18 protein-coding genes are annotated in these 21,368 nt (G+C 70.7%); 13 read left to right on the top strand and 5 right to left on the bottom strand.

All coding sequences use genetic code 11. The annotated features are described in order from the left end of the window. Positions 1 to 80 precede the first annotated feature (80 nt). Entirely contained in the window at positions 81 to 464 is a 384-nt protein-coding gene (locus ACIA8X_RS29000) for an SsgA family sporulation/cell division regulator (RefSeq protein ID WP_399459461.1), read from the top strand. A 25-nt stretch (positions 465 to 489) separates the two neighbouring features. Here ACIA8X_RS29000 and ACIA8X_RS28995 read toward each other — a convergent pair whose 3' ends face one another. From ACIA8X_RS28995 to ACIA8X_RS28980, 4 genes are all read right to left on the bottom strand, one after another. Next, the gene (locus ACIA8X_RS28995) at positions 490 to 2,169 is read right to left on the bottom strand and encodes a penicillin-binding transpeptidase domain-containing protein (protein WP_399459460.1); all 1,680 of its coding nucleotides are present in this window, start codon (positions 2,167 to 2,169) and stop codon (positions 490 to 492) included. A 104-nt stretch (positions 2,170 to 2,273) separates the two neighbouring features. Next, complete coding sequence (locus tag ACIA8X_RS28990; protein WP_399459459.1) at positions 2,274 to 3,917, bottom strand: penicillin-binding transpeptidase domain-containing protein; 1,644 nt, start codon at positions 3,915 to 3,917, stop codon at positions 2,274 to 2,276. A 139-nt stretch (positions 3,918 to 4,056) separates the two neighbouring features. Beyond that, entirely contained in the window at positions 4,057 to 4,293 is a 237-nt protein-coding gene (locus ACIA8X_RS28985; protein WP_399459458.1) for a hypothetical protein, read from the bottom strand. Positions 4,294 to 4,415: 122 nt separating this feature from the next. Then, positions 4,416 to 4,703, bottom strand: a complete 288-nt coding sequence (locus ACIA8X_RS28980) for a hypothetical protein (RefSeq protein ID WP_399459457.1) — start codon at positions 4,701 to 4,703, stop codon at positions 4,416 to 4,418. A gap of 565 nt (positions 4,704 to 5,268) precedes the next feature. Here ACIA8X_RS28980 and ACIA8X_RS28975 point away from each other — a divergent pair. The 4 genes from ACIA8X_RS28975 to ACIA8X_RS28960 all read left to right on the top strand — a co-directional run bounded on the left by ACIA8X_RS28975 (position 5,269) and on the right by ACIA8X_RS28960 (position 9,252). Further along, entirely contained in the window at positions 5,269 to 6,174 is a 906-nt protein-coding gene (locus ACIA8X_RS28975) for an NADP-dependent oxidoreductase (RefSeq protein ID WP_393455110.1), read from the top strand. A gap of 77 nt (positions 6,175 to 6,251) precedes the next feature. Next, positions 6,252 to 7,313 (top strand): alkene reductase, encoded by a 1,062-nt coding sequence (locus ACIA8X_RS28970; RefSeq protein WP_393455113.1) that lies wholly within the window; start codon positions 6,252 to 6,254, stop codon positions 7,311 to 7,313. 11 nt (positions 7,314 to 7,324) lie between these two features. After that, positions 7,325 to 7,804: a MarR family winged helix-turn-helix transcriptional regulator gene (locus tag ACIA8X_RS28965; protein WP_393455116.1), complete on the top strand. Its 480-nt coding sequence runs from the start codon at positions 7,325 to 7,327 to the stop codon at positions 7,802 to 7,804. A gap of 539 nt (positions 7,805 to 8,343) precedes the next feature. Beyond that, positions 8,344 to 9,252: an SDR family oxidoreductase gene (locus ACIA8X_RS28960; protein WP_393455119.1), complete on the top strand. Its 909-nt coding sequence runs from the start codon at positions 8,344 to 8,346 to the stop codon at positions 9,250 to 9,252. A gap of 1,234 nt (positions 9,253 to 10,486) precedes the next feature. Here ACIA8X_RS28960 and ACIA8X_RS28955 read toward each other — a convergent pair. Then, on the bottom strand, positions 10,487 to 12,238 hold the full coding sequence (locus ACIA8X_RS28955; protein ID WP_393455122.1) for a dolichyl-phosphate-mannose--protein mannosyltransferase: 1,752 nt from the start codon (positions 12,236 to 12,238) through the stop codon (positions 10,487 to 10,489). A gap of 62 nt (positions 12,239 to 12,300) precedes the next feature. Here ACIA8X_RS28955 and rsmI point away from each other — a divergent pair, with 62 nt between their 5' ends. The 8 genes from rsmI (at position 12,301) to ACIA8X_RS28915 (ending at position 21,272) form a co-directional block, all read left to right on the top strand. After that, positions 12,301 to 13,149 (top strand): 16S rRNA (cytidine(1402)-2'-O)-methyltransferase, encoded by an 849-nt coding sequence (rsmI, locus tag ACIA8X_RS28950; protein WP_393455125.1) that lies wholly within the window; start codon positions 12,301 to 12,303, stop codon positions 13,147 to 13,149. Between the two features lie 191 nt (positions 13,150 to 13,340). Beyond that, entirely contained in the window at positions 13,341 to 13,748 is a 408-nt protein-coding gene (locus ACIA8X_RS28945) for a hypothetical protein (RefSeq protein WP_393455128.1), read from the top strand. Between the two features lie 48 nt (positions 13,749 to 13,796). Next, a complete protein-coding gene (locus tag ACIA8X_RS28940; RefSeq protein ID WP_393455131.1) occupies positions 13,797 to 14,678 on the top strand; it encodes a TatD family hydrolase in 882 nt (293 codons plus the stop codon). A gap of 142 nt (positions 14,679 to 14,820) precedes the next feature. Further along, the gene (locus ACIA8X_RS28935) at positions 14,821 to 16,236 is read left to right on the top strand and encodes a ubiquitin-like domain-containing protein (protein ID WP_393455134.1); all 1,416 of its coding nucleotides are present in this window, start codon (positions 14,821 to 14,823) and stop codon (positions 16,234 to 16,236) included. Positions 16,237 to 16,342: 106 nt separating this feature from the next. Then, a complete protein-coding gene (gene rsmA / locus ACIA8X_RS28930; RefSeq protein WP_399459456.1) occupies positions 16,343 to 17,227 on the top strand; it encodes a 16S rRNA (adenine(1518)-N(6)/adenine(1519)-N(6))-dimethyltransferase RsmA in 885 nt (294 codons plus the stop codon). Next, a complete protein-coding gene (locus ACIA8X_RS28925; protein WP_399459455.1) occupies positions 17,228 to 18,136 on the top strand; it encodes a 4-(cytidine 5'-diphospho)-2-C-methyl-D-erythritol kinase in 909 nt (302 codons plus the stop codon). 203 nt (positions 18,137 to 18,339) lie between these two features. Then, positions 18,340 to 19,119, top strand: a complete 780-nt coding sequence (locus ACIA8X_RS28920) for an MHYT domain-containing protein (RefSeq protein ID WP_393455143.1) — start codon at positions 18,340 to 18,342, stop codon at positions 19,117 to 19,119. Positions 19,120 to 19,277: 158 nt separating this feature from the next. After that, positions 19,278 to 21,272, top strand: coding sequence for a nitrate- and nitrite sensing domain-containing protein (locus tag ACIA8X_RS28915; RefSeq protein ID WP_399459454.1), 1,995 nt, complete (start codon positions 19,278 to 19,280; stop codon positions 21,270 to 21,272). Positions 21,273 to 21,368: the final 96 nt, after the last annotated feature.

Below are 21,368 nucleotides of genomic sequence, written 5' to 3'. Positions count from 1 at the left end.
ATTCCGGAAGATATGCGACATTGGAGGGGGAGCGAATGCATAGCTTTCGCACAGGTCACCCAGGGTAAGGGGCCGGTCCGATGTCTGTAGTCGAGCAGTACGCACGAGCCCACATCGTCACGGACGCGGACATTCTGGTGGAAGAACAGGACGCCGTACCGGTCGTCCTGAAGTACGACCCCGAGACCGATCCGCGCGCGGTGCGCATCCGTCTGCCCGGCCGCGAGGCACATGAGTGGACGTTCTCGCGCTCCCTGCTGGAGCAGGGGCTGCGGGCGCCGACCGAGAGCGGCGAGATACGGGTGTGGCCGTGCGGGCGGGTGCAGGCCGTGGTGGAGTTCCACTCGGCCCAGGGTGTTTCCGTGGTCCAGTTCGAGTCGAAGGCGTTGATGAGGTTTCTGCGGCGGACGTATCTGGCCGCCGCTGCACCCACGCGGCAGCCGGAGTCCCAGCTGCGGCGCTGAGTCTCAGCCATTCATCGGCTGAGACTCAGCCGCCCATCTTCAGCAGTGCCGCCACGATCGGCCCCGCCGTCTCGCCGCCGTGGCCGCCCGACTGCACGACGCCCGCCGCCGCCAGGTCGCCCCGGTACGCGGTGAACCAGCCGTTCGGCTTCTTCTGGCCGTCGACCTCCGCCGAGCCCGTCTTCGCGCCGACGTCACCGGTGACCCCGGCCATCGCCTCCGCCGCCGTGCCGTACGCCGCCGTGTAGGCCATCAGCTCGCGCAACTGCGAGAGCGTGCCCGCCGACATGTTGCGGGAGGCGGTGGCGAGGGTGCGGTTGTCGACCGTCGGGGACACCAGGTAGGGCTGCTTGAAGGTGCCCGTCTTCACCGTCGCCGAGACCGACGCCATGTTCAGCGGGTTCATCCGCACCCCGCCCTGGCCGATCAGTGAGGCCGCCATCTGGGCCTGGGACTGGACCGGGACGGCGCCGTCGAAGGTCGGGACGCCGACGGACCAGTCGTTCATCGCCAGCCCGAAGACCTGCTGGGCCTGCTTGGTCAGGCTGTCGTTGTCCAGCTCGGGGGCCTGGCTGATGAAGGCCGTGTTGCAGGAGCGGGCGAAGCTCGCCTTGAAGGTGCCGCCCTTGATCTCGAACTTGTCGTCGTTCTGGAACTTCCAGTGGCCGTACGTGAAGTACTTCGGGCAGGGGTGCTGCTTGTCCGCCGACGCGAGGCCCTTCTCGATCAGCAGCGACGAGGTGATGACCTTCATCGTGGAGCCGGGGGCGAGGGAGCCCTGGAAGGCGGTGTTGAAGCCCTTCGAGGAGTTCGCGACCGCCAGGATCTCGCCGGTCGACGGGCGCAGGACGACCACCGACGCCTTCGACTTGGCGGCCACCTGCTTCTCCGCGGCCTCCTGCAGCGCCGGGCTCAGCGTCGTCTTCACCGTGCCCGGCGTGCCCTTGCTCAGCTCCAGCAGGGTCTTGTCGGACAGTTCGGCCTTCTTGGACTCCTTGCCCCGGACCACCTGGAGCTCGACGCCCGCCTTGCCGCCGGCCTTCTCGCCGTACTTCTCGCGTAGCCCGTCCAGGACCGAGCCCAGCGACGGGTACTCCTTCTCCGTCAGCTCGCCGCCGTCCCGGTCGAGCGCCTTGACCGGCGGGGTACCGGACTCGCCGGTGACGAGGGTGTCGCCGTCCTTCATGTCGGGGTGGACGATCGCGGAGTGCCACTCGATCAGCGGTTTTCCGTCCTCGGCGCGGCGCACGACGGTCAGCGAACTGTCGTACGTCAGCGGCTTGCTGGTGCCCTTGTACGTCACCGTCGCCTTCACGGTGAAGGGGACCTTGGCGCCGGTGCGGGTGCCCTCGGTGAGGGTGACGTCCGTGATGTGGGCGTCCTTGGTGTAGCCCGTCAGCAGCGACTGGGCGGCCGTGGTGTCGTCCGTTGCGGCGGCGGCCTGGGTCACCTTGCCCTGCTGCCAGGCGGTGAGGAAGGCCTCGGCCGCGCCGCTGACCTCCTTGGCGGACAGCGGGCCGGTCTTGACCTTCTTCGCCTTCTGGTCGGCGGCGGACGCCGTCGGCGTACGGCTGTCGGCCGCCGCCCCACCGCCGTACAGGGCGTAGACGCCGAACCCGGCGCCGCCGACGACCACGGCGATCATCCCGCCGAGCACCGCGGGGTTGGTCTTCCGTCGCTCGGCGACGCGCCTTCTGTTACCCACTGCCTTCAGTTCCCTCGCGTATTCAGGGGCCCCCGCCGCCCCGCCGACCTCACGCATACCAACGACGACGACCACACTAGAGTCCCGTGCCGCGAGGGATAAGTTCAGCCGGACGCTCGTAGCACGGCTGCGACAATCGGCCCCGCCGCGTCGCCGCCGTGGCCGCCCTGCTCGGACATGGCCGCGGCCGCCACATCATCACGGAATCCGGTGAACCAGCTGTCAGAGGTGGCCTTGCCGTCGACCTCGGCGGAACCGGTCTTGGCACCGATGTCGCCGCCGAGCCCGGACATGGCCTGTACGGCGGTGCCCTGGGCCGCGGTCGCGGTCAGCCGCATCATCTGCTTCAGCTGGGCGGCGGTGCTCGACGGGAGCCCTTTGGCGGTGGCCAGTTGGCGGTCGTCGAGCTCCGGCGAGACGAGATACGGCTGCCGGAAGTCGCCGGTGATCGCGGTGGCCGTCACCGAGGCCATGTTCAGCGGGTTCATCTGGACCTGGCCCTGGCCGATCGCGTTTGCCGCGCGGTCCGGGCCGGTGGCGGCGGGGACACTGCCGTCGAAGGACGTGATGCCGGTCTTCCAGTCGCCGCGGCCGAGTCCGAACCGCTCCTCGGCCTCCGCCGTCAGCGAGGCGTCCGTGAGCGGGTCCTCGTCGACGAGCTTGATGAAGGCGGTGTTGCAGGAGCGCATGAACCCACTGGCCAGCGTGGCGTTCGCGCTCTCGTCGGGCTCCAGGCCCGTGAGGTTCTTGAAGGTCTGGCTCTGCCATATGGCGGTCGGCGGGCAGGGGGCCGGGCCGTTCATCGTGGTCACGCCGTTGTCGATGAGCATCGCCGCGGTGATGATCTTCATCGTGGAGCCGGGGGCGACGCGCCCCTCGAAGGCCGCGTTGAAGGCGTCGTCGCGGTGGTTCGCCACCGCCAGCACCTCGCCGGTGCTCGGCTTGAGGGCCACCACCGAGGACTGGGCGTACTTCTTCACGGCCTGCTCGGCGGCGGCCTGCACGCTCGCGCTGAGCGTCGTCTCCAGCTTGCCTGCCTTGCCCTTGGCGAGGGTCAGCAGCGAGGTGTCCGGCGATTCGTCGGCGTGCCGTATCGCGAGCTCGACACCGGCCTCGCCGCCGGCCTTGTCGCCGTACTTCTCGCGCAGGGTGTCCAGGACGGGGCCGAGCGAGGGGTACTTCTCCTTCGTCAGCACGGTGCCGTTCCGGTCGACGGCCTCGATGGGCGGGCTCGCCGCCTCGCCGGTGACGAGGGTGTCGTCCCGCTTCAACTCCGGGTGGATCACGGTGGGTTCCCAGTCGACCAGGGCCTTGCCGGTGGTGAGCCCGCGGACGACGGTGAGCTCGCTCTTGTAGTCGAGCGCCTTGGACTTCCCGCCGTAGGACACCTTCGCCTTCACGCTGAAGGGCACGGTGTCGCCGCTCGCGCTCCCCGGGGTGATCTTCACGCCGGTGATGTGGGCGCCCTCGCCGTACGACGTCAGCACCCGCTCGGCGGCGGCGTCATTGTTCGTGTACGACGCCGCCTGCGCCGCCTGCCCCTTCTCCCAGGCCGCGAAGAACTTCCCCGTGGTCTCCTCGACCTCCTCCGCACTGGGCGGCCCCGACCGCACGGGCGCCGGCCCCGCGGCCCCCGTCGCCCCACCCCCGTTCAACGCGGACATGATGTTGTACGCGCCGTACCCGGCACCGCCCACCATCACGGCGAACACGCCGCCTATTACGGCGACTTTGACCCCCTTGGACATGGTCCCCTCCCCGTTAGTCACCCGAACTGTAAGTGGTGCGAGGGGAACCTGTGGCGGTGTTTTCCTTTGTTGGCGGATATGGCTGAGCGCCGCAGTCGGACCGACCGGCCGACTGCGGCGCTCAGAGCGGGAGACGACCTCAGAGGACGCCCAGGGGGTTGATGCCGAGGAGGGCGACCGCGGGAACGGCGGCCGCCAGGGGGAGAACGCCCGGCGGGTAGGCGGCTGAGTACGGGTACACCAGGTTGGTGCTCGCGGGCTGCGCGCTGGGGGTGTCGGCGCCGGCGAGGGTGGCGGCCGACATGATGGCCGCACCGGCGAGGGCGATGACGGCAATTGTCCGTTTGGTTACGTTCATGCCCAAGTGAACGATCATCGCCGTCTCCTGTTACGCAGGCTGGACCCCAGGTATGCCTACACCCAGGTATCCAGCCACATCCGCGACCGCCGGTCGTCAACGGGGACCTGCCAGGGTGGCTGCAGAAGTGGCACCACCCGTCATGCCCATGCGGCCGCTGCCCTGTCCCGGCCTTCCGTCTCTTCCACAGCTTGCACCGCGCGGTCGTGAACTCGCTGGGGCAGAGAGGGAGCCGTCAGGCGCAAGGTATCCAGCTCCGTGGCGAACGAGCTCAGCAGGTCGCCCGTGATCCGCTCTGGATCTCCGGCGAGGGCGACTTCCATCCGGCGCCGGATACGGCCGTATTCGAGGACTGCCTGCCGGTGGTGTTCGGCGAGCTGGGGATAGCCGAGAAAGGACTGCAAAGCGGCCAGGACCGCGGCCAGCACACTGAGCTACCCAGCGCACGCATGGAAACAACGTAGATCCGCGCCACGGCCCACGCATGCGGGCCCCAAACGCGCCGCCGTCCGCCTGGAGTCGGGCCGAGCCCTTGGTTGGGCCGGGGAATGCGGGCACGGACTCCTTGAGGGCGGCCACCAGGTCGAACACCTTGTCGCTCTGCGCCTCGGGCTCGGGCGCCTCGGGCAGGGGCCTGTCCTCGCGCTTCGCCTCGATGATCTGCGCCGCGCATCGGTGTACGTGTCGAGGAACTGAGGGCTGTCGAGGTCGTCTCGGGTCATGGAGTCCATGAGTGCCGGCGCGCCGTCGATCTCGTCCGGGGTCAGTTCCATGGGCGGGGGCGGCAGCTCGGCGGGGTCGCGGATCTCGTCCGGCCGGCGCATGGCGTACAGAACAATCACGTCGTCCTTCACCTGCGGCAGACCCAGCCGTTCACGCCCTGGCCAGGCGTACTCGGCGATTGCAAGCAAATACTTGGCTAGCCACATGTTTACTGTTACGTTAGTTATGTGTCCAGCCACCTAATCGGGCGGCGACACGAGAGGAGTCGTCATGAAAGCCATCCTGTTCGACCGTTTCGGAGGCACGGAAGTGCTGCGCGAGGCGGACATCGAGGTCCCGCAGCCCGGTCCCGGGCAGATCCGCGTCCGCGTCAAGGCGGCCGGGCTGAACGCGCTGGACGGCAAGATCCGCTCCGGGGCACTGGAGGCCGTGTTCCCCACGCCGCTCCCCTCCCTCCCCGGTCACGAGCTCGCCGGCGTGGTGGACGCCCTGGGGGAGGGCGTGCGGGATGTGCAGGTGGGTGACGAGGTGCTGGGCTGGTCGGACACCGGCTCGTACGCCGAGTACGCGCTGGCCACCACCGTGGCCCCCAAGCCCGCCGGCCTCGACTGGCAGCACGCGGTCGCGCTGCCGGTGGCGGGCGAGACGGCTGAGCGGGTCCTGAACCTGCTGGGCGTCGCCGCCGGGGAGACGGTGCTGATGCACGGCGCGGCCGGAGCGGTCGGAACCCTGGCGGTCCAGCTTGCCACGGCCCGCGGAGCGCTTGTCATCGCCACCGCCGGCCCCGCCAACCAGGACTACCTCACCTCGCTCGGCGCCACCGCGACCCTCTACGGCGAGGGCCTGGTCGAGCGGGTCCTGGCACTCGCCCCCGACGGCGTGGACGCGGTGTTCGACCTGGCCGGGAAGGGAGCCCTGGAGGACTCCATCACCCTGCGCGGCGGCACCGAGCGCATCGTCACCATCGCCGACTTCCGCGCGCACCAGCTCGGCATCACCTTCTCCAGCGGTGGCCAGGAACGCTCGGCCGCCCGCCTGGCCGCCCTGGCGCAAGATGCCGCGACCGGCAAGGTCGTCACCACCGTCACCGCCTACCCGCTCGCCGAGGCAGCCACGGCCCAGCAGGTCAGCGACGCCGGGCATGTCCGGGGCAAGCTCGTCCTCACCCTCGACTGATCACGCCCGCCTCTCCTGCCGTCGCGCCCGCGCTTTCCCGAACACCACCTGTTCATCACCGCACCCAAGGACCCTTCATGCTGAACTCCCTGTGGACACCGACCACCGTCGGTGACATCTCCCTCCCGCACCGCCTGGTCATGGCCCCCATGACCCGTGACCGTTCCACCCCTGAAGGCGTACCGACCGAACTGAACGCCGAGTACTACGCCCAGCGGGCCTCGCACGCGCTCATCATCACCGAGGGAACCCAGCCCTCCGCCGACGGCCAGGGCTACCTCCTCACCCCCGGCATCCACAATGACGAGCAGATCGCAGGGTGGCGCAAGGTCACCGACGCCGTGCACGCGGCCGACGGCCGGATCGTCATCCAGCTGATGCACACCGGACGCATCTCCCACCCCGACAACACCCCCCACGGGCGCCAGCCCGTCGCCCCATCGGCAATCCGGCCGCAGGGCGCGATGTTCACCGCGTCCGGTCCCCAGGAGATGCCGACACCCCGTGCTCTGTCGACGCAGGAGGTCGCGGCGACCGTCGACGACTTCCGCCGCGCCGCAGCGGCTGCCGTCACGGCAGGCGCCGACGGCGTGGAGATCCACGGCGCCAACGGCTACCTGGTCCACCAGTTCCTGTCCGACAACACCAACCAGCGCACCGACCGCTACGGCGGTTCCCTCGACAACCGCATCCGCTTCGCCATCGAGGTCGCCGCCGCCGTGGCCGACGAGATCGGCGCCGACCGCACCGGCCTGCGCATCTCCCCCGGCAACCCCTACAACGACATCGCCGAGTCCGACACCGTCGAGCTGTATCCGGCGCTCCTGCGCGCCCTCAGCCGGCTCGGCCTCGCCTACCTCCACGTGATGCACGCAGGCGACGAGGAGTTGCTGGGCACCCTGCGCGAGTTGTGGCCGACCACGCTGATCCTCAACCGGGCCGGCACCGACCTGCCCACCCGCGCCAAGGACATCGACCACGGCACGGCCGACCTCGTCTCCGTCGGCGCCCTCGCGCTCGCCAACCCGGACCTCGTCGAGCGGCTACGCTCTGACGCGCCGCTGAACACCCCCGACCCGGCGACCTTCTACGGCGGCGGAGTGGCCGGCTACACCGACTACCCCACCTACACCGTCTGAGGAACCGACCCATGCCCGCCCCCACACCCCGCACCCCCAGCACGGCCAGCGAGGGGCCGATGAGCTACGCGATCTTCCAGCTCGCCCGCGCTCACCGCGCCCGCGCCGCCGCCATGCTCCGCGAGATGGACCTGCATCCCGGACAGGAACTGCTGCTGATGCAACTCCTCGACCGGGACGGCCAGACCCAGTCCGAGCTGCTCGAAAGCGTCGGCCTGGACCACTCCACCGTCTCCAAGTCCCTACGCCGCATGCAGGACGCCGGCCTGCTCATCCGCGAGCCGGCCGAACACGACCGGCGCGTCATGGTGGTCCACCTCACCGACAAGGGCCGTGCCATGCGCGAGCCCATCGCAGCCATGTGGCAGGCCCTGGAGGAGACCTCCGCGCGGAACCTGTCGGCGCAGCAGGCAGAGTCATTCGTCCGCACGGCCTACGCCATCGCCGACGCGATCAACAGCCGCGCTGTTCCGCAAGAAGAGTCCGAGTAACTCCCCTCGGCCTGCACCCCGGTTCCGGCCGGGAGTGCGCATCGTTTCCAGCGTTCCTGCGAAGTGGACAGTGCTGCAGCGCAGTCGGCTCACGAAGGCCCGTGCTGAACGGAGCCAGGCTCCCCGACTGTCGCAAGAAGCCCGGTGAGCCGAGCCGGCGGATGTGGCGGAACCCGCCCGATCACCCCCGCACGTCAGGGAGAACGGGGTGATCGGGGCCTCGGCGTAAGGGGCAAGCGCGAGCTGTCCCGGTGCAAGCAGGACGGAACTCATCCGGGGGAAAGGCCAACACCCGGCGGGGCCGGCGAGCCCTTCCCCGTCGCCGGTCGGCCGCACATCAAGGACGGCCGCATTACCCCCGTCCGGGGCACCTTCGACCTCCGCAAGCTCCTGAAGGCCGACGGTGACCCGCGCCGCGGATCCGTCCACCACAGCCTCGGCCCTCTGAGCGACCCGGGCCGACGGCGCCCACGTCCCCGGCCACCCCTGCCTGCCCACCCAATCCCCCCACCACTGACCTGATGGAAAGTGAGACCCCCATGACCACCACCCTCCCCGTCCTCGTCGTCGGTGCGACCGGCTCCCTCGGCGGCAAGGTCGTCGACGAACTACTCAAACGCGGTAAGAACGTCCGCGCCCTGGTCCGACCGACCACCGACGCGAGCAGGCTCGAAAGCCGGGGTGTCGAGATCGCCCGCGGCGACATGCTCGACCTCGACTCACTCGTCGCCGCCATGAACGGCGCCGATGCCGTCATCACCACCGCTGCCGGCTACACCCGCGGCGGCAAGAACGCGCACGACATCGACACCGTCGGCAACGCCAACCTCGCCGAGGCCGCCCACCGCACCGGCATCCGGCGCTTCGTCCTGACCAGCATCCTCACCAGCGACCAGACACCCCAAGTCCCGCACTTCTGGCACAAGAAGATCGCCGAGGACAAGCTCGAACAGCTCGGCGTCCCGTTCGTCGCACTGCGGCCAGGGGCGTTCCTCGACCAGATCGCGACCATGGCGGGGAACCCGATCGACAAGGGCCGCCTGATGTGGATCGGCAAGACCACCGTTCCGCTGACCTTTGTCCACACCTCCGATCTCGCGGCGTACCTGGCGGCCGCCGTCGACGCCGAGGCCGACAACGGTGAGCGCGTCGACATCGGCTGGGACCGTCCGGTCAGCATGCGCGAGATGGCCGACCTGATGGGCAACCGGGCCGGAAGGAAGATCAAGGTGTGGGCCGTCCCTTCCGCCGTCGCCCGCGCCGCAGGAGCCGTCGCCGGCCGCTTCATGCCCCTGGTCAAGGACATGGCCGCGATGTTCGGCTGGTTCGACAGCGGCCGCTACGTCGCCGATCCGAGCCGCCAGGAGCAGCTGTTCGGCCCCGCCCCCACGGCCGAGGACGCCCTCGGCCGGTACACCGACGAGCTGGGCACGGCGCAGCGCCGGTGACCGGCCCGCGTCCCGGTCCCGCCGCCCGGGCGGGGGCCAACCGATGGGTGGAGGAACCGCTGTGACAGATCGCCACACGTTCCTACCGCACCCGGAATGGGACCTGCCTGGCCCGGCTGCAGCCGGGCTTCCCCTGAACTGGCGATACCACGACACCTGTTGCACCTGTTGCACCTGTTAGCCCCGAGCAGCGCCAGCCCATGAGCGCCAAGCGCGCCCCGCATGCGCGCTCCCGGCCCAGGCCACACGCTGGTGCCATTGCCGGCGAGTCGTGGTCGGCCGGCCCGACCACAGCGTGGAAGGCAGTGGCTATGACCGCTCGACATCCTGCGGCGCGGACGGTGTGGTTCAAGCGTCTGTCCGAAGCAGCGGCCGCCTTCACCAGCTCCTTGCCCTTCTATGCCATTTGCCTGGCACTGGTGGCGTTCTGCTACTGGCTTTGCTGAAGAACTCCGAGCAGAGAGCCGAGAACGCGATCCAGCGGAAGCTGGATGCCATCGCAGCCGCATGAGGGAGGGGCGGCGTGTTGAGCGGTTCCTATGCGTCCGGGGCCTGGCGCAGGTCCAGGAAGCGCTTCATTCCGGGGTGGTCCACGTCTGCAAAAGTCTCACGGAGAAGGGGGCTCGCTCTCCTCGCCGTCCCGGCTGCTCTTGGAGAGGAGCAGACCCAGTAGATCCCTGGCTGCCTTCCCCCTGGTGCTGCTGGGGCTGATCAGCACGATCAAGACGAGTAGTACGCGCGACCCCGCCACAGTGGCGGCAAGGATGAGTGCGGCGCTGGTGCCGCTCCCGAGGAGTTCCAACATAGACATCATCAATCGCTCGCCAAGCTGCCTTTTCGAGGCGCCCGGGGCAGCGTGAGGGCCAGGGAGGGGAGCGACCGGGCGCCGAGTCGGTCATGGCCGTGAAGAAGGCGTAGCGATGCTGATTGCTGAGAGTCATTTGGTCGTTCCTCAAGGCGGATAGGTGTCGGTGGGGGCCGAGGCGGGGGCGGCCTGCCCGCGCTCTCGTCCATGACTCCATTGCGCCTCGCCGACAGCTTCAGGTCATGGCACGGAAACTCGTGACTTGACGACGCTGAGGCCCGCGTGGTGGCAGCGCGGGCGCCAACGAGCGACGGGAGCCCGGTGGCCATGCGACCTTGACGGGACGGCAGCCACATCATGAGGCGTGGGTCCAACAACGACCGTCACGGCGTGACCCGGGCCCGTCGCGCCGTGACGGCATCCGTCCAGCTACACCCAGGTATCCAGCCACATCCGCGACCGCCAGTCGTCCACCGGGATCGCCGTCCCCGTGTGGATCGGCCAGAAATAGATGAAGTTCCACGCGATCAGCAGCACCAGCACACCCGCGCCCGTCGCCCCCGCCACCCGCCGGGTGTCGCCGGCGCCCGGTGGGCCGATGATCGCGCCGAGGAGCATGGCCACGGCCAGGCAGAGGAAGGGGAGGAAGACGATGGCGTAGAAGAAGAAGATCGTGCGTTCCTGGTAGAGGAACCAGGGGAGGTAGCCCGCCACCACGCCGCAGGCGATCGCGCCGGCGCGCCAGTCGCGGCGGAAGGCCCAGCGCCACAGGATGTACAGGATCGCGAAGGCGGCCACCCACCACAGCAGGGGGGTGCCGATGGCCAGGACCTCGCGGGCGCACTTCTCGCCCGCGTCGACGGGGCAGCCGTCCTTGCCGGGGAGCGGGGACTCGTAGAAGTACGACACGGGGCGGCCGTCGACGATCCAGCTCCACGGGTTGGACTGGTAGGTGTGCGGGGACGACAGGCCGACGTGGAACTCGTACACCTGGTGCTCGTAGTGCCACAGGCTGAGCCACCAGTCGGGGAACAGCCACGACCAACTGCTGGTGCGGCCGTTGGCGGTGGCCCAGTCGCGGTAGTAGCCGCCGCTGCCGTCGGTCGAGGAGAGGATCCAGCCCGTCCACGACGCGATGTACGTGACGATCGCCACCGGGACCGTCGCCAGGAAGGCCAGGCCCAGGTCGCGCCTGACGACCGCCGTGTACGGGGCGTACGCACCGGCGACCTTGCGGGCACCGACGTCCCAGAGGACCGTCATCAGGCCGAACGCGACCAGGAAGTACAGGCCGTTCCACTTGGTGCCGATGGCCAGGCCCAGCATCAGGCCGGCCAGCCAGCGGTACGGGCGCCAGCCGAGGCTCAGGGTCTGGGCGATGTGCGCGTCGGGGCGGACCCTGCCGTCGGCGTCGACCGGCAGCGCGGCGGCCAGTCTCGCGCGCGCTCGGTCGCGGTCGAGGACCAGGAACCCGAACGCCGCCAGCACGAAGAACATCAGCACCCCGTCGAGCAGCGAGGTGCGCGCCATCACGAACGCCAGCCCGTCCACCGCCATCAGCGTGCCCGCGAGGCAGCCGAGGAACGTGGAGCGGAAGATACGGCGGCCGATGCGGCACAGCATCAGCACGGCCAGCGTGCCCAGCAGTGCCGTCATGAAGCGCCAGCCGAACGGGTTGAACCCGAACATCAGCTCGCCGAGCCCGATGACGTACTTGCCGACCGGCGGATGCACGACGTACGCCGCGTCCGTGGGGATGGGCACGTCGCCGTTGGTCGACAGGATCAGGTCGTTGGCGTTCTTGTCCCAACTGACCTCGAAGCCGCGGTGGACGATCGCCCACGCGTCCTTGGCGTAGTACGTCTCGTCGAATATCACCTTCCTGGGGCTGCCCAGGTTCCAGAACCGCAGCACCCCGGCCAGCAGAGTGACCAGCAGCGGACCGCCCCAGGCCGACCAGCGCACCATCCGCTCCGCGAGCGGGCGCGACACGCCGAGGAACTCCCACATCCGCGGGCTGGGCCGCACATACGGCGGCACCAGCCGGTCGCGTACGTCCCCTCCGGCCGCCGCCGTGTAGCCGAATCGGCGCAGCCGCTGCTGCCACGACGGTCGCTGCTCGTGCGGTGCCTGGCCCTGCCGGGTGTCCGTGGAGTCCATGGACGACGCTGTACTGGTCACCGCGCCATCGTAGGGAACAGGTCTGTGGGAGTCCCGTGGATGCGCCCTGGGAGGATGGAAACGTGACAGGAACCCTTGTTTTGGCAGGCACTCCCATCGGCGACGTCAAGGACGCCCCGCCCCGGCTCGCCGAGGAGCTGGCCGGCGCGGACGTGGTCGCCGCCGAGGACACCCGGCGGCTGCGGCGCCTCACCCAGGCGCTGGGCGTGCAGCCGGCCGGGCGGGTCGTGTCGTACTTCGAGGGCAACGAGTCGGCCCGGACGCCCGAGCTGGTCGAGGCGCTCCTGGAGGGCTCGCGGGTGCTGCTGGTGACCGACGCGGGGATGCCGTCCGTGTCCGACCCCGGGTACCGGCTGGTCGCGGCGGCCGTGGAGAAGGACATCCGCGTCACCGCCGTACCGGGGCCGTCCGCCGTGCTCACCGCGCTCGCCCTGTCCGGGCTGCCCGTCGACCGGTTCTGCTTCGAGGGGTTCCTGCCGCGCAAGGCGGGGGAGCGGCTGGGGCGGCTGCGGGAGGTGGCCGAGGAGCGGCGCACGCTCGTCTACTTCGAGGCACCGCACCGGCTCGACGACACGCTCGCCGCGATGGCCGAGGTGTTCGGCGCCGAGCGGCGGGCCGCCGTGTGCCGGGAGCTGACCAAGACGTACGAGGAGGTCAAGCGCGGCGGGCTCGGGGAGCTGGCGGCGTGGGCCGCCGAGGGTGTGCGCGGGGAGATCACCGTCGTGGTCGAGGGGGCCCCGGAGAAGGGGGCCGAGGAGGTCGACGCCGTAGAGCTCGTACGGCGTGTTCGCGTGCGCGAAGAGGCGGGGGAGCGGCGCAAGGAGGCCATCGCGGCGGTGGCCACGGAGGCCGGAGTGCCGAAGCGGGAGGTTTTCGACGCTGTGGTGGCGGCCAAGAACGCGGGGGCGTGAGACGCCGTGTGAGCAGGGCGTATATCGCATGAGCGTGCGCCCCATGCGGGGGTAAAGGGACCCGGCCCTTTCGGCAAGGAACGTCCAAGTCGACGCCAACACTGGACAGATGGCGTGCCTTCGCTCCTGCCGAGGAGTCCACTGGGTTGTGGGACGCGACCCGTCCCACCCAGCGGACCACAGGAGCTGGCATGAGTGAGATCGCACAGCAGACCACGGGCCTTCGCAGCGCCGCGACCGCCGTCGTCCACGAGTCGTATTCGTTCGCCTGCATGCGCTGCGGGCACGGCTGGGAGCAGTCGTACGAGATAGAGCACCACATAGACGGTGACGGCCACGAGTTCGTGATGTACGTCGCGAACGGCCAGGTCGTGCCGTCGCCGCTGAGCCGGCCCACGTGCCAGAACTGCGACGGCCACGTCGTGCGCATCATGCGGCCCGGCCAGGTGTCCTCCGTGCAGAACTCCCTGCACCGCCCCCGCCCCATTCCCCGGCAGGCGGATTCCTCGCAGCAGGACGCGGCGGCGGACGGGCAGCAGCCGGACCACCACTGGCATCTCTCCGATCTGCTGCACGTCTTCCACCGCAGGGCGAGCTGAGCCGAGCGCCCCGGCCGGCCGGGCATGCCCCTTTCGTAGGATCGGGGCATGCCTTCGAACGCCGCCGACAAGCACGCCGCCCCGCCCCTCCCGGAACCGCTCCGGGTGCCGGTCGCCGACTCCCACACCCACCTCGACATGCAGTCCGGGACGGTGGAGGAGGGCCTGGCCAAGGCGGCGTCGGTCGGGGTGACCACGGTCGTGCAGGTGGGCTGTGACGTACGCGGCTCGCAGTGGGCCGCCGAGACGGCGGCGCGGTACGACGCCGTGCACGCCACCGTCGCCCTGCACCCGAACGAGGCTCCGCGCATCGTGCACGGGGACCCCGACGGCTGGTCGCGGCAGGGGGCGCGCGAGCCCGGAGGTGAGCGGGCGCTCGACGAGGCGCTCGCGGAGATCGACCGCCTCGCCGCACTCCCCCAGGTGAAGGGCGTCGGCGAGACCGGCCTGGACTACTTCCGCACCGGGCCCGAAGGCAAGGAGGCGCAGGAGGCGTCCTTCCGCGCCCACATCGAGATCGCCAAGCGGCACGGCAAGGCCCTGGTCATCCACGACCGCGAGGCACACGCGGACGTGCTGCGGGTGCTCAAGGAGGAGGGCGCGCCCGAGCGCACCGTCTTCCACTGCTACTCCGGGGACGCCGAGATGGCCGAGGTGTGCGCCGGCGCCGGCTACTTCATGTCCTTCGCCGGCAACGTCACCTTCAAGAACGCCCAGAACCTGCGGGACGCGGTCGCCGTGGCCCCCCTGGAACTGCTCCTCGTGGAGACCGACGCACCCTTCCTCACCCCGGCCCCGTACCGCGGACGGCCCAACGCGCCGTATCTCATTCCGATCACGGTGCGTGCCATGGCCGCCGTTCGGGGCATCGAGGAGGACGCGCTGGCGGCGGCCCTCGGCTCGAACACGGCTCGCGCCTTCGGTTACTGACCGATCACGGCCGGACAGCCCTCGTACGGATTTACGCCGGGTCCCCTCGCGACTGTGCGTAGCCGAGTCGCTTTGGAGAGTCACCACCCCTCCGCTAGGTTCTGGTGGCCCGATCCGGAGTCCTCCGCTGGAGCGTGTCCTCGTGAGCAACGCGCAGTTCGAGACGTATGGCCCCAGCCCGGCCGGCCACGAGCCGCGGGCGTACGGCGGCTTCGACCCGTACAGTGCCCAGACGCTGGCGTACGGGGTCCAGGGGGTGCAGGGAGCCCACGGGCCGTACGGGATGCGTACGGACAGTTACCGGCCCGCGTACGAGATGTACGGGACGTACGGGGCGTACGAGGCGAACGACGACCCGTACGAACCCGCCTATGAGGTCCCCGAGCCGGAGCCCGAGCCGGTTGTGCGCCCAGGGCGTGGTCGGCGGGCCGCGCATCGGCGCCGGGCGCGGACCGCCGAGCGGGGGGAGGGGTCCATGCGCCGGCTCGTGCCGCAGGCGCTGGTCGTCGCGTTCCTCGCGGGTGGGACGTCGGCCTTCGTCGCCAAGGACAAGGCGATCGAGCTGAGGGTCGACGGCAAGCCGCGCACCCTGCACACCTTCGCGGACGACGTCACCGAACTGCTCACCGAGGAGGGCGTGGAGGTGGGGGCGCACGATGTGGTGGCGCCCGCTCCCGACGCGCCGCTCACCAGCGGTGACGAGGTCGCGGTGCGCTACGGGCGGCCCGTGCGGCTCACGCTCGACGGTCAGCGGCGTCAGGTGTGGACGACGGCGCACACGGTGGAGGAGGCGCTCAGGCAGTTGGGGGTGCGTGCGGAGGGGGCGTATCTGTCGACGTCGCGCTCCCGGCGCATCGGGCGCGAGGGGCTCGCGCTGGACGTGCGGACCGAGCGCACGGTGACGATCATGGCGGACGGTCTTGCGCGCACCATCCGCACGAACGCGGCGACCGTGGGCGAGGTCGTGGAGCAGGCCGGCATCTCGCTGCGCGGGCAGGACACCACGTCCGTCCCGCTCGACACCTTCCCGCGCGACGGGCAGGCGGTCACGGTCCTGAGGATCACCGGCAGGAAGGAGATCCGCGACGAGGCGATCGACTTCGCCGTGGAGCGGGTCGAGGATCCCGCGGTCTTCAAGGGCACGGAGGTCGTCGAGCGGGCGGGGGTGCCGGGGCTGAGACGGATCACGTACTCGCTCCGCATGGTCAACGGCGTCCGGCAGAAGCCGCGGCGGATCCGCTCCGAGGTGGTGCGGGAGCCGCAGACGCAGATCGTGAAGGTGGGGACGAAGCCGCTGCCGACGTCCGTGCGCGGTGCGGACGGGCTGAACTGGCAGGGGCTGGCGGCGTGCGAGTCCGGGGGGCGGCCGGACGCGGTGGACTCGTCGGGGACGTACGGCGGGCTGTACCAGTTCGACACCGAGACCTGGCGGAGCCTCGGGGGGTCGGGGCGGCCGCAGGACGCACCGGCGGCGGAGCAGACGGCTCGGGCGAAGAAGCTGTATGTGCGGCAGGGCACGAGTCCCTGGCCGCATTGCGGGGGCCGCCTGCAGGGGTGAGGGCCGGCCGCGGGCGGGCGTGCCTTCGTGCCGCCGGTTCGGTCGGGCGACGTGCGGCCGAGCCCGGCTGGACAGGCCTTGTCCCCGACCCCCGTACCCTTGTCGGGTGAGTAGCCCCACCCCCGACGCCCTCCTTGGCCCCGCCGACATCCGTGAGCTGGCGGCAGCCCTCGGTGTGCGTCCCACCAAGCAGCGCGGCCAGAACTTCGTGATCGACGCGAACACGGTCCGCCGTATCGTCCGCACGGCGGATGTCCGCCCCGACGACGTGGTGGTCGAGGTGGGACCGGGGCTCGGCTCCCTCACGCTCGCCCTGCTGGAGGTGGCCGACCGCGTCACCGCCGTGGAGATCGACGACGTCCTGGCCGGCGCGCTCCCCGCCACCATCGCGGCCCGTATGCCGGAGCGCGCCGACCGTTTCGCGCTGGTGCACTCCGATGCGATGCATGTCGCCGAGCTGCCGGGCCCGCCGCCCACGGCGCTGGTCGCCAACCTCCCCTACAACGTGGCCGTCCCGGTCCTCCTCCACATGCTCGAAGCCTTCCCGAGCATCGAACGCACCCTCGTCATGGTGCAGTCGGAGGTCGCCGACCGCCTGGCCGCCCCGCCCGGCTCCAAGGTGTACGGCGTGCCGTCCGTGAAGGCCAACTGGTACGCCGAGGTCAAGCGGGCCGGCGCCATCGGGCGCAACGTCTTCTGGCCCGCCCCGAACGTCGACAGCGGCCTGGTCTCCCTGACGCGGCGCACCGAGCCGCTCAAGACCACCGCCTCCAGGCGCGAGGTCTTCGCCGTCATCGACGCCGCCTTCGCCCAGCGCCGCAAGACCCTGCGCGCCGCGCTCGCCGGCTGGGCGGGTTCGGCGGCGGCCGCCGAGACGGCCCTCGTCGCGGCCGGGGTCTCCCCGCAGGCCCGCGGAGAGGCGCTCACGGTCGAGGAGTTCGTGCGCATTGCGGAGCACAAGGAAGCCGCCCAGCACAAGGAGTCCGAGTAAGTGAGCGCGAGCGTCACCGTCCGGGTGCCCGCCAAGGTCAACGTCCAGCTCGCCGTGGGTGCCGCCCGCCCCGACGGCTTTCATGACCTGGCCAACGTCTTCCTCGCCGTCGGCCTGTACGACGAGGTCACCGTGACCCCCTCGCCCGACGGCCTGCGCGTCACCTGTGACGGCCCGGACGCCGATCAGGTCCCCCTCGACCGTACGAACCTCGCCGCCCGCGCGGCCGAGTCGCTCGCCGCGCGCTACGGCCGTACGCCCGATGTGCATCTGCACATCGCCAAGGACATCCCGGTCGCCGGCGGCATGGCGGGCGGCAGCGCGGACGGTGCGGGGGCGCTGCTCGCGTGCGACGCGCTCTGGGGCACCCGGGCCTCCCGCGAGGAACTCCTCGACATCTGCGCCGAGTTGGGCAGCGATGTGCCGTTCAGCCTCGTCGGGGGCGCCGCGCTCGGCACCGGGCGGGGCGAGCGGCTCCGTACGCTCGACGTGGGCGGCGCCTTCCACTGGGTGTTCGCGATGGCGGGCCGCGGGCTGTCCACGCCGGCCGTCTTCCGGGAGTTCGACCGGCTCGCCGAGGGCACGGACATCCCCGAGCCCGTCGCCTCCCAGCCGCTGCTCGACGCCCTCGCGAAGGGCGACCCCGACGCGCTCGCCGCGGCCGTCTCCAACGACCTCCAGCCCGCCGCGCTCTCCCTCTTCCCGGAGCTCACCGACACCCTCGCCGCCGGCCGGGGCGCGGGCGCGCTCACGGCGCTCGTCTCCGGCTCGGGACCGACCACGGCGTTCCTCGCCCGTGATCCCGAGTCCGCGGAGAAGGTGGCTGAAACCCTACGGTCGTCGGGCACCTGTCGGGCGGTGCGTACGGCGTCGGGGCCGGTGCCGGGCGCCACCGTACTGCCTGCATAAAACCCCCACAGGATCTCCACCTGGGGCAATGCGACTCCTTGACCTGCATAGGTATGCAGGTCAAGTGTTAGCTAGTTCACGGTAGTTGATTGTTCTACATCACCCTTCATGGTCCCTTTCACGCCACTCTGCGTCATGGGGACGGCTGGCATGATCGGCCCTCCCCGGTCCTCCTTACCGGTGGTACCTCCTGAGGAGTCCCCATGGGGCACATGGACCACTTCAGCGCCGGATGGGTCACTCCCGTCCTCTCCTACGCGATGGCCTGCGTCGGCTCGGCCCTCGGACTGCGCTGCACCGTCAGGGCACTTGAGGCGGACGGCGCCTCCAAGCGGAACTGGCTGCTGCTCGCCTCCCTCGCCATCGGCTCCGGCATCTGGACCATGCACTTCGTCGCCATGATGGGCTTCAGCGTCGACGGCACCCCGATCCGCTTCGACGTCCCGATCACCGTCCTGAGCCTGCTGATGGCCGTCGCCGTGGTCGCGGCCGGCGTCTTCACCGCCGGATACGGCCGCTCGCGCGTGATGTCGGTCGTGCTCGGCGGACTCGGCACCGGCCTCGGCGTCGCCGCCATGCACTACACCGGCATGGCCGCGCTCAACCTGCACGGCGAGGTCGACTACGACCCGCTGTTCGTCATCGCCTCCGTGGCGATCGCGGTCGTGGCCGCCACCGCCGCGTTGACGCTCACGCTGGTGGTGCGGGGATCCGTGCTGGCCGTTGTCGCCGCGCTGGTGATGGGGCTCGCTGTGAGCAGCATGCACTACACCGCGATGTACGCCGTGAGCATCTCCCTCGCTCCCAGTAGCGCGGAGTTGCCGGGGGCCACCGCGACGGAGTTCATCTTTCCGTTGGCCGTGCTGCTCGGGTCGTTCCTGTTCCTGGCCGCGGCGTACGTTGCGCTGTCGCCTACGGGTAAGCGGAACGAGTCGGCTGCCGCCGCGGAGTTGCTCCGCGAGGTGGAGCTCACCACGGCGTAGGTAGTGCCGCTTTCGGTTGTCGTCCGTCTGCGGACTCGTTGTGGCTGGTCGCGCCCACGCGGCGGAGCCGCAAATCGATACAGCCCCGCGCCCCTTGGGTGCGCTGTCGAACCGCCGGACCATAGATCCGTTTTCCTCCCTGAACGAGGTTCCACCCCATGCGCCTCCCCCGTACCTCCGCCCGCCTGCGCCCCAGATCCGTCCGGGCGAAGATCGTCTCTCTGCTGATGCTGCCCATCGTGTCCCTCATGGCGCTGTGGGGCTTCGCCGCTGTGACGACCGTGGCCGGTATCGGTGACACCGAGCGCGCCAAGGACGTCAACTCCGAACTCCTCACCCCGGTCGACGACTTCGTCGCCGCGCTGCAGGCCGAGCGGACCGCCGCGATGCGGTACGCGGCCGCTCCTGACGGCTTCACCGAGGCCCGCAAGGTCACGGACAAGTCCGCCACCGCCCTGCTGAACGGCATCAACTCCTCCAGCTCGGATGCCGCCCTCCTCGACGCGAGCCTGCCCGGGCGCATCGAGCGGCTGGAGAGCGACGCCGGAAGCCTGGCTCGGCTGCGTACCGAGGCCACCGCGAAGAAGGCGGGGGCGCCCTCGGCCGCGTACACCGCCTACTCGGCGATCGTCGAGCACGCCTTCGCCGTCACCGGCGCGCTCACCGACGACCGTGGCACCGACGCCGCCTCGGAGGCGCGCGTGGTGCTCGAACTCGCCCGCGCGCGGGAGGCGCTGGCCCGCGAGCAGGCGCTCTTGGGTGCCGCCGACGCGCGCGGGACGCTGAGTCAGGGCGAGTACGCGCTGTTCGTGGGCGCCGTCGCCACCCAGCGCGAGCTGCTGGAGTCGGCGGTCGCCGACCTGAAGGCCGGGCACCGGGCGGCGTACGAGGAGGTGCTGGACGGCGACGGGTACGCGCGCGTGCGGGCCGTCGAGAACCGGGTGCGCGATGCCGGTCCCGGTGCGGCGGCTGTGACGCGCACGTCGCTCGGGGGCTGGGACACGGCGGCGTCCGGTGTGCTGACGGGGCTGACCGAGGCCGAGACGGCGGCCGGTACGGGGGCCACCGCGCAGGCCGACCCCTTCGGCTGGGACACCCTCGGCGCCTCGGGCGTGGCCGTCGTACTCGGCCTGGTGGGTGTGCTGCTGTCGCTGCTGGTCTCCGTGCTGGTCGGACGCGGGCTCATCGTCGAGCTGCTCGACCTGCGCAACGACGCCCTGGAGGTGGCCGGCCGCCGCCTCCCGCAGGCCATGCGCAAGCTGCATGCAGGGCAGGGCGTCGACATCGACGCCGAGGCACCCATGCGACGCCTGGTCGGCGACGAACTGGCCCAGGTCGGCACGGCGCTCACCGCGGTACAGCGCGCGGCGCTGAAGGCCGCGAGCGAGCGCGCCGAGCTGCTGAGCGGGATCTCCGGGGTGTACGTCAGCCTGGCGCGCCGCAGCCAGGTGCTGCTGCACCGTCAGCTGGACCTGCTGGAGGGGATGCAGCGGCGCCGGCAGGACCCGGCGGAGCTGCAGGACCTGTACCGCGTCGACTACCTGGCGACCCGGATGCGCCGGCACTCCGAGAGCCTGCTGATCCTGTCCGGCATCGCGCCGGGCCGTGGCTGGCGGGACCCGATTCCGCTGGCGGACGTGCTGCGGGCGGCCGTCGCCGAGATCGAGAGCGGGCAGCGGGTGCAGATCTGGGCGGTGCCGAGGGTGTCGCTGGTGGGCGGCTCGGTCGCCGACGTCATCCATCTGCTCGCCGAACTGGTCGAGAACGCCACGTCGTTCTCCCCGCCGAGCACCCAGGTGCAGCTGCGCGCGGCCCGGATGCGGGAGGGGCTCCTCATCGAGGTCGAGGACAGCGGCTTCGGCATGAACGAGGACGCCCTCGCCGAGGCCAACCGCAAGATCCAGTCCGAGAAGGTCGACCTCCTCGACGCCAAGCAGATCGGCCTGTTCGTGGTGAACCGGCTGCGGGAGCGGCAGGGGCTGCGCGTCGAGCTGCGGGCGTCGCCGAACGGCGGGGTCACGGCCGCCCTCCTCGTCCCCGAGGGCCTGCTGCGTGACGACATGCCGGTCGGCGAGGAGACGGTCCACGGGCGCGGCCTGGCCCCGGCGGCGGCGCTGATCCCACAGCAGCGGGTGGACGGAGCCGGAGCGTGACGCCGTACTCACAAGTAGGGCTTCTTTGCCCGATCTTCACACGAATGTACTGCGATCGGAGTACGCGTGGGGCGGGCGGGGACGTTAGGGTCGCTT

It is taken from the genome of Streptomyces sp. NPDC051738 (assembly GCF_044453205.1).
Lineage (GTDB): Bacteria > Actinomycetota > Actinomycetes > Streptomycetales > Streptomycetaceae > Streptomyces.
Note: the sequence above shows the minus strand (reverse complement) of the source record. Positions and strands in the feature narration are given on the sequence as shown.

Bases quoted from the DNA above. Each gene is read 5' to 3' on its own strand.
- ACIA8X_RS29000 (WP_399459461.1), top strand. From the start codon at position 81: ATGTCTGTAGTCGAGCAGTACGCACGAGCCCACATCGTCACGGACGCG.
- ACIA8X_RS28915 (WP_399459454.1), top strand. From the start codon at position 19,278: ATGCGCCTCCCCCGTACCTCCGCCCGCCTGCGCCCCAGATCCGTCCGG.
- ACIA8X_RS28965 (WP_393455116.1), top strand. From the start codon at position 7,325: ATGCCCGCCCCCACACCCCGCACCCCCAGCACGGCCAGCGAGGGGCCG.
- ACIA8X_RS28945 (WP_393455128.1), top strand. From the start codon at position 13,341: ATGAGTGAGATCGCACAGCAGACCACGGGCCTTCGCAGCGCCGCGACC.
- ACIA8X_RS28960 (WP_393455119.1), top strand. From the start codon at position 8,344: ATGACCACCACCCTCCCCGTCCTCGTCGTCGGTGCGACCGGCTCCCTC.
- ACIA8X_RS28990 (WP_399459459.1), bottom strand. From the start codon at position 3,917: ATGTCCAAGGGGGTCAAAGTCGCCGTAATAGGCGGCGTGTTCGCCGTG.
- ACIA8X_RS28985 (WP_399459458.1), bottom strand. From the start codon at position 4,293: ATGATCGTTCACTTGGGCATGAACGTAACCAAACGGACAATTGCCGTC.
- ACIA8X_RS28940 (WP_393455131.1), top strand. From the start codon at position 13,797: ATGCCTTCGAACGCCGCCGACAAGCACGCCGCCCCGCCCCTCCCGGAA.
- ACIA8X_RS28975 (WP_393455110.1), top strand. From the start codon at position 5,269: ATGAAAGCCATCCTGTTCGACCGTTTCGGAGGCACGGAAGTGCTGCGC.
- ACIA8X_RS28920 (WP_393455143.1), top strand. From the start codon at position 18,340: ATGGGGCACATGGACCACTTCAGCGCCGGATGGGTCACTCCCGTCCTC.
- ACIA8X_RS28970 (WP_393455113.1), top strand. From the start codon at position 6,252: ATGCTGAACTCCCTGTGGACACCGACCACCGTCGGTGACATCTCCCTC.